Source organism: Streptomyces sp. x-19, from assembly GCF_046549115.1.
GTDB classification, from domain to species: Bacteria; Actinomycetota; Actinomycetes; order Streptomycetales; family Streptomycetaceae; genus Streptomyces; species Streptomyces albulus_C.
Window position 1 is genome coordinate 697178 of sequence record NZ_JAJPWK010000002.1, and the last position, 13408, is coordinate 710585.

Sequence of the window (13408 nt, forward strand, 5' to 3'; positions counted from 1 at the left end):
GAGACCTGACCCCTTCCGTTGTGTGGCGGCTTCCACCGGTGGGGGGAGAGAGCCCGGTCGTGTGCTGCTGCGCGGCCGGGCTTCGTCGTGTTCAGAGGCGGTGGGCGGCGCCGGTGGGGGTGGCGCCGCGGGTGTCCAGGAGGAGTGGGGCCTTGACGGCCAGGCCCTGGAGGTCGTAGGTGCGGTGCGGTTGGAGCAGCACCGTCAGGTCGGCGGCGGAGGCGGCGTCGTAGAGGGACTCGGCGCGGGGGACCGGGCGGCCGTCGACCTCCCACCGCGGGACGTAGGGGTCGTGGTACGTGAGGTGGGCGCCCAGGGTGCGCAGGCGGGCGGCGACCTCGCGGGCGGGGGTGCCGGCCAGGTCGGCGAGGTCGGGCTTGTAGGTGACGCCGAGCAGCAGGATGCGGGCGCCGCGGGCGGATTTGCCGTGCTCGTTGAGGAGCGTGGTGCAGCGCTGGATGACGTAGGCCGGCATCCGGTCGTTGATCTCCCGGGCGAGTTCCACCATCCGGAGCGGGGCGCCGGTCGAACGGCTGTGCGGGGGGCTGAGGTTGGGGTCGAGGGGCGCGGCGTGGCCGCCGACGCCGGGGCCGGGGCGGAAGGACTGGAAGCCGAACGGCTTGGTCTCGGCGCAGCGGATGACGTCCCACAGGTCGACGCCGATCTCGTGGCAGTAGACCGCCATCTCGTTCATCAGGGCGATGTTGATGTGCCGGTAGTTGGTCTCCAGCAGGTGGGCGGTCTCCGCCTCGCGGGGGCCGCGGGCGCGGACCACCTTGTCGGTGAGCCGGCCGTAGAAGGCGGCGGCGGCCTCGGTGCAGGCGGGGGTGAGGCCGCCGATGACCTTCGGGGTGTTGCGGTAGCGGTGGGTGCGGTTGCCGGGGTCGTGGCGGGCGGGGGAGCAGGCGAGGTGGAAGTCGCGGCCGGCGGTGAGGCCGGAGCCCGCTTCCAGCAGGGGCCGCAGGACGTCCTCGGTGGTGCCCGGGTAGCCGGCCGATTCGAGGATGACGGTGGTGTGCGGGCGCAGGCGGGTGGCCAGCGTGCGGGCCGCCTCGGCGAGGGCCGACAGGTCCAGGGTGCGGTCCTCGTCGACCGGGGTGGGGGTGCAGAGGACGGCGGTGCGGACCCGGCCGAGCGCTCCGGGGTCGGTGGTGGTGCGGAAGCCGGCGGCGATGAGGCGGCGGACCTCGGTGGCGGACAGCGGGCCGCCGGCGCCGGGGAGGGCGGCCGCGCGGGGATCGGGGTCGTAGCCGATGGTGGTGAGGCCGGCGGCGGTGGCGGCCTGGGCGAGGGGGAGACCCAGGTGTCCGAGTCCGATGACGGCGAGATCTGCGGGCATGCTGCGGCCGTCCTTCCCGAGCGAGTGTGTGGGTGCCCTGCGCGGTGTCCTCGCGGCGGTCGGGCGCCGCGCGGGCGGGCCGACCACCGAAGTGGCATAAGTAGACTAAGCGGATATTTGACCCAGAATGGGTATTGGTGGATCAAGCTGGTCGGGTGTTGCCACCGCGAACGGAAGGCGGTTGCCGGAACCAGGCGCGGACAGAATCGACGGACGGGGGGTCCAGTTCCGAATCACAGCGGGAGGCAGTGGTGAAGACAGCGACACTCGGACCGGCGCAGCGCGCCAAGGCACTCACCCAGATGGCGGAGCGGGAACTGGACGTGCTGGTGGTCGGCGCCGGCGTGGTCGGCGCCGGCACCGCCCTGGACGCCGCCACCCGCGGGCTGGACACCGGGCTGGTCGAGGCCCGTGACTGGGCGTCGGGCACCTCCAGCCGGTCGAGCAAGCTCATCCACGGCGGCCTGCGCTACCTGGAGATGCTGGACTTCGCGCTGGTGCGGGAGGCGTTGAAGGAGCGCGGGCTGCTGCTCCAGCGGCTGGCGCCCCATCTGGTCAAACCGGTCCCGTTCCTCTACCCGCTCCAGCACAAGGGCTGGGAGCGCTGGTACGCCGGCTCCGGCGTGGCGCTCTACGACGCGATGTCGGTGTCGTCCGGCCACGGCCGGGGGCTGCCCGTCCACCGCCACCTCTCGCACCGCCGGGCGCTGCGGGTGGCGCCCTGTCTGCGCAAGGACGCGCTGGTCGGGGCGTTGCAGTACTACGACGCGCAGATGGACGACGCGCGCTACGTCACCACCCTGGTGCGTACCGCCGCCGCCTACGGGGCGCACGTCGCCAACCGGGCGCGGGTGGTGGGCTTCCTGCGCGAGGGTGAGCGGGTGGTCGGCGCGCGGGTGCAGGACGTCGAGGGCGGGGTGGCGCACGAGATCCGGGCCCGGCAGGTCGTCAACGCGACGGGCGTGTGGACCGACGACACCCAGGCGCTGATCGGGGAGCGCGGCCAGTTCCACGTGCGGGCGTCCAAGGGCATCCACCTGGTCGTGCCCAAGGACCGGATCCACTCCACCACCGGGCTGATCCTGCGGACGGAGAAGAGCGTGCTCTTCGTCATCCCGTGGGGGCGGCACTGGATCATCGGCACCACGGACACCGACTGGGACCTGGACAAGGCGCACCCGGCGGCCTCCAGCGCCGACATCGACTACCTGCTGGAGCACGTGAACTCGGTGCTGGCCACGCCGCTCACCCGGGACGACGTGGAGGGCGTCTACGCCGGGCTGCGGCCGCTGCTGGCCGGCGAGTCGGACGCCACCAGCAAGCTGTCGCGGGAGCACACCGTCGCCCACCCGGTGCCGGGCCTGGTGGTCGTCGCGGGCGGCAAGTACACGACGTACCGGGTGATGGCCAAGGACGCGGTGGACGAGGCGGTGCACGCGCTCGACGCGCGGGTCGCCGAGTGCGTCACCGAGGACGTGCCGTTGGTCGGCGCCGAGGGCTACCGGGCGCTGTGGAACGCGCGGGCCCGGATCGCCGCCCGGACCGGACTGCACGTGGCCCGGATAGAGCACCTGCTGAACCGTTACGGATCGCTGGCCGAGGAGCTGTTGGAGCTGGTGGTGGCCGATCCCGCGCTCGGCCGGCCGCTCGCCGGGGCCGACGACTACCTGCGCGCCGAGGTGGTCTACGCGTGCACGCACGAGGGCGCCCGGCACCTCGACGACGTGTTGACCCGGCGCACCCGGATCTCCATCGAGACCTTCGACCGCGGCACCCGCAGCGCCCGGGAGGCGGCCGAGCTGATGGCGCCGGCCCTGGGCTGGGACGCCGCGCAGGTCGACAAGGAGGTCGCGCACTACGAGAAGCGGGTGGAGGCGGAGCGCGAATCGCAGCGGCAGCCCGACGACCTGACGGCCGATGCGGCCCGGCTGGGCGCGCCGGACATCGTGCCGCTGACGTAGCCGCCGGTCCGGTCAGTCCGGTCGGTCCGGTCGGTCCGGTCGGCCGCGGGACGGGCAGAACTCGGCGGTCAGGACGGCGGTGCCGTCGGTCCGGCCGGTCGGGGCGTCGGTGTTGAGGCGGTAGCTGACCAGGTGCCGGCCGTCGGTGGTGCCCGCGGTCTGGGCGTAGGAGCCGTTGATGTCGCCGTTGTGGCCCCAGACGGTCACCCCGCAGGGCAGGCGGGTGGCGTAGACGCCCAGGCCGTACCGGCCGCCGGTGGCCTGTTCGCTGCGCAGCTCGGTCATCTGGCGGGGCGCCAGCAGCTTGCCGCCGAGCAGCGCGGCGAAGAACCGGTTGAGGTCGACCAGCGTGGTGACCATCTCGCCGGCGGCACCCGCCCGGCTGGGGTTGAGGGTGGTGCTGTCCACCTGGCGGCCGTCGATCCGGGAGTAGCCGCGGCCGTGCGGTGCGGGCAGGGCCGCGCTGTTGCCGGGGAACGAGGTGCCGGTCAGGCCGTACGGGGTCAGGATGCGGCGCCGCAGCTCGTCGGCGTACGGGTGGCCGGTGGCGCCCTGGATGAGCAGGCCGAGGACCAGGTAGTTGGTGTTGGAGTAGGCGTAGCGGGCGCCGGGCGGGGCGGTCGGCGGGTGGTCGAGGGCGACTCGCAGCAGCTCGGCGGGGGTGTAGCGGTCGTAGCGGTGGGCCGGGAAGCCGGCGCCGTACAGCTGCTCGGCGAGGTGCGGGTCCTCGGTGTAGTTGAACAGGCCGCTCGTGTGGTCGAGCAGTTGGTGGACCGTCACCCGGCGCAGGTCACTCGCGCCACCCGCGCCGGTCAGCGGCACGCCGGGCGGCAGGTGGTCGGCGGCCCGGTCGTCCAGCCGGAGCCGGCCCTCCCCGACGAGTTGCAGGACCACCGTCGCGACCAGGGTCTTGGTGAGGCTGCCGGCCCGGAAGCGGTCCAGGCGGCCCATTTTCCGGCCGCTGCGCACATCGGCCACACCGACCGCGGCGAACCGCGAGGCGCCGAGGCGGCCGTCCCGGGTGACCAACGAGGCCGCGCCGGGTGCGCCGTCGGCCACCAGGCGGTGCAGTGCGAACGCCGTGGACGCCGGCGGCCGGGGCGCGGTCGGGGGGCGCACGGCGGCCGGCGGGGTGCTCGAACACGCCGTCAGGAGCAGGGCGGCCAGGGTGGCCACGGTGGTGCGGGCGGACGGGCGCGACGGGCCCGGCGCGGCCGGGCGGTGCGGGCGGAGGGGCAAAAAGATCTCCCGTCGTCGGGGCCATCATGACGGGTGCGGGGCACCTGCCGGCACCCACCCGGGCCTTCCGCACGGCCGCGGATGAGAGAGAATGAAGGCTCTGCCAGGGTGGGTTGTCCGAGTTGGGCCAGTTTGGTGATCGATGGAGAATCGAGGCTGCCAACTCGGCTGGATTGCAGAGGGGATTCAGTGGGCGACGAGGTCGAGATGGACGGCAAGGAGGGCAGGCTGCTCGCCGGCCGGTACCGGCTCGCCGATGTTCTCGGCCGGGGCGGGATGGGCACCGTCTGGCGGGCCGGCGACGAGGTCCTGGGCCGCACGGTCGCGGTCAAGGAGCTGCGCTTCCCCGGCGGGGTCGAGGAGGACGAGAAGCGTCGTCTGATCACCCGCACCCTGCGCGAGGCCAAGGCGATCGCCCGGATCCGCAACAACGGCGCGGTGACGGTCTACGACGTGGTCGACGAGGACGACCGGCCGTGGATCGTGATGGAGCTGGTCGAGGGCCGCTCGCTGGCCGAAGCGGTCCGCGACGACGGCCCGCTCACCCCGCGGCGCGCCGCCGAGGTCGGCCTCGCGGTGCTCGACGTCCTGCGCGCCGCCCACGGTCAGGGCATCCTGCACCGGGACGTGAAGCCGTCCAACGTCCTGATCTCCGACGACGGCCGGGTCGTGCTCACCGACTTCGGCATCGCCCAGGTCGAGGGCGACCCCTCGGTGACCTCGACCGGCATGCTGGTCGGCGCGCCCTCGTACATCTCGCCGGAGCGGGCCCGCGGCCAGAAGCCGGGCCCGCCCGCCGACCTGTGGTCGCTCGGCGGTCTGCTGTACGCCTGCGTCGAGGGCGTGCCCCCGTACGACAAGGGGTCGGCGATCGCCACCCTGACCGCCGTGATGACCGAACCGGTCGAGCCGCCCAAGAGCGCCGGGCCGCTGGAGGACGTCATCTACGGCCTGTTGGTGAAGGACCCGGCGAGCCGGCTCGACGAGGCCGGGGCGCGGGTGCTGCTCCAGGAGGTCGTGCACGCCCCGGAGCCGAAGCCGGAGCCCCCGCTGGACGCGACGCGGGCGATGACGCTGCCCACCGCGCCGGTGGAGCCGGCGGAGCGCACCCCGGGGAAGGCCGCCAGGCCCGCCAAGCCCGCGGCGAAGCCCCGCGTGCCGAAGAAGCCGAAGGGGAAGCCGACGGTCGGAGCGGTCGGAGCGGCCGGTGCGGCGGCCGGCACGGCCCGGCAGGCACCGGAGGCGACGGGCGGCAGTGGTGCCGCGGTGAAGCCGGCGCCGGCGCGGGAGTCCGGCCAGGGTGCCAAGGACGGCAGGGACGGCAGGGACACCAAGGATGCCACCGCGGTGGCGCCGGTCGCGGGCAAGACCGCCGCGAGCGGTTCCGCGGCGCGTCCCGGGTTCGACGCGGAGGCCGCCAAGGAGCGGGTGCGGGCGGCCCTGACGTCGGTGCGCAACGCCGCCGCCGCGGCCCGGTCGGACTCCAGACCCGGCGACGGGGACGGCCGTCCCGCCCCGCCGCGCGCCTCGGTGACCGACGTCGTCCCGCGCCGCACGCTGATCATCGGGGTGGTCGTGGTCGTCGTCGTCCTCGGGACGCTGCTGGCCCTGGTGTTCAGCAACGGCGACAGCACCGACTCCGCCGGCAAGGGCGGCAAGGACGCCAACCCCACGGCCGCGAGCCGGGACGCGAACCCGTCGGCCGACGCGGGCCAGGGCTCCGCGTCGGACGGTGCGTCCGCGCCGGGCGCGAAGCCGGGTGGCACGCCCGGCGGCGGCAAGGAAGGGGCCGGCGGCAAGAAGGGCGGGGCGGCGGTCCCGGACGGTTTCGCGCAGGTCACCAACGGCGGGTTCCACTTCGCCATGGTGATGCCCAAGGGGTTCAAGCAGACCGACACGGCCGGGCAGAACTCCGGCGCCATATACAGCGCCTCCGGCGGTTTCCCGCGCATCCAGGTCGACTACAACGACTCGCCCGGCCAGGACGCCGCGGCCTCCTGGCGCAGTCAGGAACCCAGCGTGGCCGGCTCCAGCGACAACTACCACCTGCTGGGCATCAAGGCCATCGGCTGGCGCGACTACCCGACCGTCGCCGACTGGTCGTTCACCCGCCGGCAGCACGGTCAGGACGTGCGGGTGCTCAACCGCGGCTTCCGCGCCGACGACAACCACGGCTACGCCATCATGATCACCTGCAAGGCGGGCGCCTGGGACGACAAGGAGTGCCGGGAGCTGCGGAACACCGCCTTCCGCACCTTCGCGGTGAAGGACTGACCAGACGCCGTGCGCCGGCCGGCCCCCGGCCGGCGCGGACGGACACGGCGCGCGGCGCGGTCCGACGGGCTCAACTGTCGGTGCTGCCCCGTATCGTGAGAAGTCCACAGTCGTACGCATCCGCCTCGGGCGGGAGCGGCGCACGCTGAGGGGAGGCGCGTCGTGGACGAGTACGCGGGGAGAGTGCTCGCCGAGCGCTACCGCCTGCCGGCCCGGCCGGCCGCCGACGGGCCCGACGCCGCAGCGGACGGCTTCGACGTCACCTTCGACGTCTCCTGCCCCGAGGCGTCCCCCGCGACCCGGGCCTTCGACACCTACAGCGGCCAGGAAGTGCTGATCCGTCAGGTGCCGCTGCCGGAGGTGGTGGACGCCGAGATCGTGGCGGGCGGCGACGACGGAGCGGACGGGTTCGCGGCGGACGGACGTGCGCAGGATGGTTTCGCCAGCGGGGCTCCGGCCGGCCGCACCGGGCGGTGGGCCGCGCCGGGCGCCGACCGCGACCCCCGGGACCCGGTCGTCCGGCGCGCCCTACAGGCCGCGACGGCCGCCGCCCAGCTCCCCGACCACCCCCTGCTCGACCAGGTCTTCGACGTCTTCACGCAGGACGGCAGCCTGTGGATCGTCGGGGAGCTGCTGCCGGCCCGGCCGCTGGCCGCGCTGCTCGCCCGGCGGCCGCTGAGCCCGCACCGGGCGGCCGAGATCGCCGCCGACCTGCTCACCGCGCTGCGCGCCCTGCACACGCACGGCTGGCTGCACCGCAACGTCACCGCCCACACGGTCCTGGTCTGCGACGACGGCCGGGCCGTGCTGACGGGGCTGGCGGCCGGCGCGGCCCAGGAGGCGCTGTGCGGGTACGACCCGGTGCCGAGGGTGCCGGCGGCGGTCTCGCTGATGAAGGCGGCCGCCGGGAGCGGTGCCGGGGATGTTTGCGAGGAGGGCGGCGCGGGCGCGGCGGAGGGCGGCCTGACCGGGTTGGCCGCCGAGCGGGCCCGGCAGGCGCGGCTCCAGATGGTCGGTCCGGTCACCGAGCGCTGGGCGCCGGAGCAGGCCGGACCGGTGGACGGGAGCGGCGCGCCCCTGGGGCCGGCCGCGGACCTGTGGGCGGTGGGCGCCCTGCTGTTCCGTGCGGTGCAGGGGCAGCCGCCGTTCCCGGAGGACAGCGCCGTTGAACTCGCGCGGCTGGTGCGGGCGCAGGCGCCCGCCGAGGCGGCGGCGGGCGGGGTGCTGCGGCCGGTCATCGAGGCGTTGCTCTGCTTCGATCCGGCCGGGCGGCCGGGGGCCGAGGAGTTGCGCGGTCGGTTGCGGGCCCTGGTGCGGGCGGCGCCGGAGCCGGACCTCGGCCGTCGGATGGTGTCCCTGCCCGCGCTGGAGGGGCCTGCCGATCCGCGGCGGCTGCCGATCCTGCGGCGCCGGGGCGAACTCGTCCGCCGGGGGCGGCCGAAGAGGCCGCGGGTCCGTCCGCGGTCCGCGTCCGCGGGGCCGTCCCGGTCCGCCGGGCGGTCCGCGGCGGCCCGCCCGCCCAGGGCGCCCCGGTCCTCGGCGCCTTCGACCGGTGCGGGGCCGGAGGCGGGGGAGTCGCTGGGGCGGTTCGGGGTCGGTCCCGCGGCGCAGCGGGAGCCCGGGCGGCGGGGGCGTGCCCCGCGCAGCCTGGGCAGGGTGCTGCTCACCGTGATCCTGCTGCTGGTGGTGGCGGGGATCGCCTACGCCGTGGTGTTCCTGCCGAAGTCCGGGAGGGATGCGGCGGGCGGACCGTCCGGCGCGGACCTCTCCGGGTCCGCGGGTGCGGCGCCCGGCAGCAGCTCCGCCCCCTCGTCCGGCGCGGACGACGGCAAGGGTGCCGGCCGCCCGCCGGGCGCCGGTACGCCGCAGACCACCACTCCCGGGGATCTCGCCCCCGGTTTCGCGCTGCGCACCGATCCCGCGGGGTTCCAGATCGCGGTGCCCAAGGGCTGGCAGCGCCGCACCGGCCCGGACCGCGGCCAGGTGCGCTACGCGGGCGGCGGCTACGAACTGCTGGTGGTGCCCGGCCGCGACACGACCGCGCGGTTCGGCGCCGACCCGCTGGCGTACCAGCAGGACGCGGAGCCCGAGTTGGCGGCGGTCCGGGGCGCCGGTTGGTCGTCGGCCGCCGGGCTGCGGCGCATCGACGTGGGTCAGACCGCGATGGCCGAGGGGACCTTCAGCTGGCGGGACGGCGGCGGCCGCCAGCTCTACGCCCGCAACCTCGCGATGATCGACCGGGGCCGCTACCACCTCGTCCTGGTCATCGGCCCGGAGGCCGGCCGCGCCGAGGTGGACCGGTTCTACGCCCAGGCGAGCAGCGCCTACCGCCCCGACCAGCCCTGAGGCGTCGGGTGCCGTCAGGGTTCACGGCCTGCTCAGTTCGCGTTCCAGCGGGGTGCGGAAGCGCGGGGTGACGCGGGTGTCGCCGAGCCAGTCGGCCAGCCGGGCCGCCTCGGCCGCCACCGCGTCGTCGGCGGCGCGGCCCCCGTCGGACAGCAGGTGCCAGACGATCTCGCCGTCGGGGCGCTGCGCCCAGCTGCCGATGATCCGGCCGTTCCACCACACCGTCGGCCCGATGTTGCCGCTGCGGTCGAAGAGCCGGGGCGTCAGCGCCGGGTCGAGGTACCAGTCGCGGGCCTTCCAGCCCATCGCGGTCGGGTCGAGCCCGGGCAGCAGCGCGGCCCAGGGGTCGGCCGTCGGGACGGGGCCGAGGTCGTCGGGCAGGGCGACGCCGGGCGTGGCGGTGCCGTCGTCGCCGTGCAGTGTGACCTCTGCGGCGCCGAGGTCGGCCAGGGCGCGCCGGGTGTCGGTGAGCGTCCAGCCGGTCCACCACCTGAGGTCCTCGACGGTCGCCGGACCGTAGGCGGCCAGCCAGCGGCGGGCGAGCGCGGCCCGCGCCTCGGGGGCCGGCGGGGCGGGCAGGTCGACGAGCGCGGTGCCCGGTGCCCAGCGGAAGGTGCTGCTGGTCCAGCCGCCGCGCGGCCGGCTGCGGCGGACGCTGCCCTCGGCGGCCAGTACCCGCAGCAGCCGGCTGTTGACCGAGACGGTGGCCTGGTAGGGCTTGCCGGGGGAGTCCACGACGGTGGCGCGCAGTTCGGGGACGTCGGCGGCGAGCTCGGTGGCGGTCGCCTCGCCGCGGGCGGCCAGCGCGGCCAGCGCCAGGTCGGTCACCTCCGCCAGGCGCGCCTCGTCCCAGCCCAGGCCGTCCCGGACCCACTTCACCAGGCCGCGCCGTTCCCTCGCGGCGATGGGGCGGGCCGCGGCGGACGCGACGACGGGTGCCAGTTCCGTGCCGAGCGCGAAGAGGGTGCGTCGCATGCACAGCATCCGCACCAGCGACCGGTCGTCGTACAGCGCCCGTTCGACCTCCGTGTGGTCCGGTGCGCGCAGGCGGGCGCAGGCCGCCAGGTGGACGGTGGCCGGGTCGCTGGCGTGCAGGGCGACGACCGCGTCGGCGATCTCCTCGGCGGTGGCCGCCCGGTGCTCGGGGGCGAGCAGGTGTCGCCGGGCGAGGCGGGCGCGGCGCTGGGCGGCGTCGATCCGGGGCCGGGTGGAGGGTGCGGGGCTCATGGCGCCCGACGGTAGTGGGGATCTAGGACAGTGGCTGTCCGCGAGGGGTGGGGGCTCCGAAGCGTTCTCGTAGCTCCTGTTTGAGCACCTTGCGCAGGGTCGCCCCGCGCGGCAGGGCGGGCAGCACCTCCAGCCGTTCCGGGAGCTTGTGCCGGGCCAGTCCCTGGGCGAGCAGGTGCGCGGTGACCGTCGCCAGCGTCAACGCGGCGGCGCCCGGCGGCTGTTCGACCACGGCGCAGACCAGTTCGCCGCGCTCGGGGTCGGGCAGCCCGATGACCGCGGCGTCCGCGACGTCCGGGTGGCCGTAGAGGAGGTCCTCGACCTCCCGCGCGGAGACGTTCTCGCCCTTGCGGATGATGATGTCCTTGAGGCGGCCGGTGATGACGAGGTGCCCGGTGGGGGTCAGGTGGCCGAGGTCGCCGGTGTGCAGGAAGCCGTCCGCGTCGAACGGGGTCGGTTCGTCCAGGTAGCCGCGGCAGACGGCCGGGCCGCGCAGCAGGACCTCCCCGCTCCCCGGCGCGATCCGGATCTCCATGCCGGCGGGCGGCCGGCCGTCGGTGGTGGCCAGCGCCTCGGGGGTGTCGTGCGGGTCGCCCATGGTGACCATCGGGGCCTCGGTGAGGGCGTAGCCGTGAGTGAGTTGGCAGCCCAGCTCGGCCACCACCTCGTGGTAGAGCGCGGGCGGTTTGGGGGCGCCGCCGCCGGCCAGCAGGCGTAGCGCCGGGAGCAGGCGCCGCCCGGGCGGCAGGGCGCGTTGGGCGGCGAGGAAGAGGGAGTAGAAGGCGGTGGAGCCGCCGGCCACGGTGACCCGGTGGCGGCGGTAGGGGGCGAGCGCGCCGGGCAGGGCGAAGTGCTCCACCAGGACGGCCGGGATGCCGTGGACGAGCAGCATGACGGTGTAGTCGGGCCCGGCGACGTGGGCGTACGGGAAGGCCATCGAGCCGACGTCGTCCGGGCCCAGGCGCAGCGCGGCGGCCAGGCAGCTGCCGGCGGTGCGCAGGCTGCGGTCGGTGTGCAGCACACCGCGCGGGGCGGCGGTGGTGCCGGAGGTCCAGTGGATCCAGCGGGGTGCGTCGGGGTCGATGGGCGGCGGTGGCAGGACGGCCGGGTCGCCGTCCGGCAGGGTGTCGTACGCCTCGACGACGGTCGGCGGCGCGGGCAGCTCCGCGGCCAGGCGGTGCGCCATCGCGGTGTGGTCGACGCCGCGCCGGACGCCGGGGACGAGCACGTGGCTGGCGCGGGTGCGGCGCAGCACCTGGCCCAGCTCGTGCTCGCGGTAGAGCGGCAGGACCGGGCTCTGCACCGCGCCGAGCCGGGCCAGGGCCAGGCTGACCAGCACCGTTTCGATCCGGGTGGGGAGTTGCCAGACCACCCGGCTGCCGGGTGTGACGCCGTGCGCGGCCAGTCCGGCGGCGACCCGTTCGGCGCGCTCGCGCAGGTGGCCGAAGGTGATCCGGCGCTCGTCCCGGGCGGCCTCGGCGCCCTGGATCAGGGCGGTGGCGTCCGGTGTGCGGGCGGCGCGCCAGGCGACCAGGTCCCACAGGGTGTCGCCGGTCATGTGGCCCTCCCCGACTCGTTACTGACGCATCGTCAGATCAGGGCCCGAGGGTAAGGGGCGACGCCTTGTCGGTCCAGGGGTCCGGCGCTAGCCTGAAACTGACGGGTCATCAGATATGGGTGGTGCGGGGCGACCGGCACCCGGTGAGGGGAAACGATGGCGAACCGAACCGAGCCGCCGCGCGGCACCGGCGCCGACCGCACCGCGGGCGCGCCCGCGGAGCGCCCCGGGGCCCACCCGGCGCCGACCCACCGGGACCGCTAGTGGACCTCACCTTCACCGAGGAGGAGGAAGCCTTCCGGGCCCGCCTGCGGACCTGGCTCGCCGACGTGCTGCCGAAGCTGCCGCCGAAGCCCGCCGCCACCGACTGGCCCGGCCGGCGGCGCCACGACGCGGCCTGGCAGCGGATGCTGTACGACGCGGGGTACGCCGGACTGCACTGGCCGGTCGACGCCGGCGGCCGGGGCGCCACCCCCACCCAGCACCTGATCTTCCTGGAGGAGACCGAGAAGGCCGGCGCCCCCTACGTCGGCGCCAACTTCGTCGGACTGCTGCACGCCGGCCCGACCATCGCCGCCGAGGGCACCGCCGCCCAGCGCGCCCGCTGGCTGCCGCCGATCCTGCGCGGCGACGAGATCTGGTGCCAGGGCTTCAGCGAACCGGACGCCGGCTCCGACCTGGCCGCGCTGCGCACCCGGGCGGTCCGGGACGGCGACGAGTACGTGGTGACCGGCAGCAAGATCTGGACCTCGCACGCCGAGGTCGCCGACTGGTGCGAACTGCTCGTCCGCACCGACCCCGAGGCCCCCCGGCACCGCGGCATCAGCTGGCTGGCGATGCCGATGGACGCCCCCGGGGTGACCGTGCGGCCGCTGCGCACGCTGGCCGGCTCCACGGAGTTCGCGGAGGTGTTCCTCGACGAGGTCCGGGTCCCGGTCGACCACCGCATCGGCGCCGAGCACGACGGCTGGCGGGTGACCATGGTGACGCTCTCCTTCGAGCGCGGCACCGCCTTCGTCGGCGAGGTGGTGGCCTGCCGCCGGGTGCTCGCCGAACTCGCCCGCACCGCCCGGGCCAACGGCCGCTGGGACGACGCCGTGCTCCGCCGCCGACTGGGCCGGCTGAACGTCGAGTTCGCCGCCCTGTGGCGGCTGACCCAGTGGAACGTCAGTGAGGCCATGGGGGTCCCCTCTGGTCGAGCGGGTTCCAGACCGAGGGGGAGTACCGGCGGGGTCCCCGGCACCGGCGGCTCGGTTTTCAAGCTGCGCTACTCGCACGCCCGCCAGGAGCTCTACGACGCGGCGGCCGAGGTGCTCGGCGGCCAGGCACTGGACGCCGCGCACCCCTGGGTCGCCGACCGGCTCTCCGCCCTGTCGTACACCATCGCCGCGGGTACCTCGCAGATCCAGCGCAACATCGTCGCCGAGCGGATCCTCGGCCTGCCGAAGGGGCGGTGAGCGGCCG

The 13408-nt window shown here is 75.5% G+C and carries 8 protein-coding genes; 4 read left to right on the forward strand and 4 right to left on the reverse strand.

Annotated elements, in window-relative coordinates; translation table 11 throughout:
- Positions 1–91: 91 nt before the first annotated feature.
- On the reverse strand, positions 92–1339 hold the full coding sequence (locus ACLJT4_RS07780) for a nucleotide sugar dehydrogenase (protein WP_411121541.1): 1248 nt from the start codon (positions 1337–1339) through the stop codon (positions 92–94).
- A gap of 251 nt (positions 1340–1590) precedes the next feature.
- Between ACLJT4_RS07780 and ACLJT4_RS07785 the strand changes: the two genes are divergently transcribed.
- A complete protein-coding gene (locus tag ACLJT4_RS07785; RefSeq protein WP_411121542.1) occupies positions 1591–3300 on the forward strand; it encodes a glycerol-3-phosphate dehydrogenase/oxidase in 1710 nt (569 codons plus the stop codon).
- A gap of 12 nt (positions 3301–3312) precedes the next feature.
- On the opposite strand, the gene ACLJT4_RS07790 is transcribed toward ACLJT4_RS07785, so the two are convergent.
- Positions 3313–4539 (reverse strand): serine hydrolase domain-containing protein, encoded by a 1227-nt coding sequence (locus ACLJT4_RS07790; protein ID WP_411121543.1) that lies wholly within the window; start codon positions 4537–4539, stop codon positions 3313–3315.
- A 189-nt stretch (positions 4540–4728) separates the two neighbouring features.
- Between ACLJT4_RS07790 and ACLJT4_RS07795 the strand changes: the two genes are divergently transcribed.
- Together ACLJT4_RS07795 and ACLJT4_RS07800 are read left to right on the forward strand one after the other, a co-directional pair.
- Positions 4729–6813 carry a protein kinase domain-containing protein gene (locus ACLJT4_RS07795; protein WP_411121544.1) on the forward strand — a complete coding sequence of 695 codons (2085 nt, stop codon included), beginning with the start codon at positions 4729–4731 and terminating at the stop codon, positions 6811–6813.
- Positions 6814–6975: 162 nt separating this feature from the next.
- Positions 6976–9159: a protein kinase gene (locus ACLJT4_RS07800; RefSeq protein ID WP_411121545.1), complete on the forward strand. Its 2184-nt coding sequence runs from the start codon at positions 6976–6978 to the stop codon at positions 9157–9159.
- Positions 9160–9180: 21 nt separating this feature from the next.
- Here the strand turns inward: ACLJT4_RS07800 and ACLJT4_RS07805 are convergent, their stop codons facing one another.
- Both ACLJT4_RS07805 and ACLJT4_RS07810 read right to left on the reverse strand, forming a co-directional pair.
- The gene (locus tag ACLJT4_RS07805) at positions 9181–10386 is read right to left on the reverse strand and encodes a winged helix DNA-binding domain-containing protein (RefSeq protein ID WP_411121546.1); all 1206 of its coding nucleotides are present in this window, start codon (positions 10384–10386) and stop codon (positions 9181–9183) included.
- A 22-nt stretch (positions 10387–10408) separates the two neighbouring features.
- Complete coding sequence (locus ACLJT4_RS07810) at positions 10409–11944, reverse strand: class I adenylate-forming enzyme family protein (RefSeq protein ID WP_411121548.1); 1536 nt, start codon at positions 11942–11944, stop codon at positions 10409–10411.
- Between the two features lie 263 nt (positions 11945–12207).
- Here ACLJT4_RS07810 and ACLJT4_RS07815 point away from each other — a divergent pair, with 263 nt between their 5' ends.
- The gene (locus ACLJT4_RS07815) at positions 12208–13401 is read left to right on the forward strand and encodes an acyl-CoA dehydrogenase family protein (protein WP_411121549.1); all 1194 of its coding nucleotides are present in this window, start codon (positions 12208–12210) and stop codon (positions 13399–13401) included.
- Positions 13402–13408: the final 7 nt, after the last annotated feature.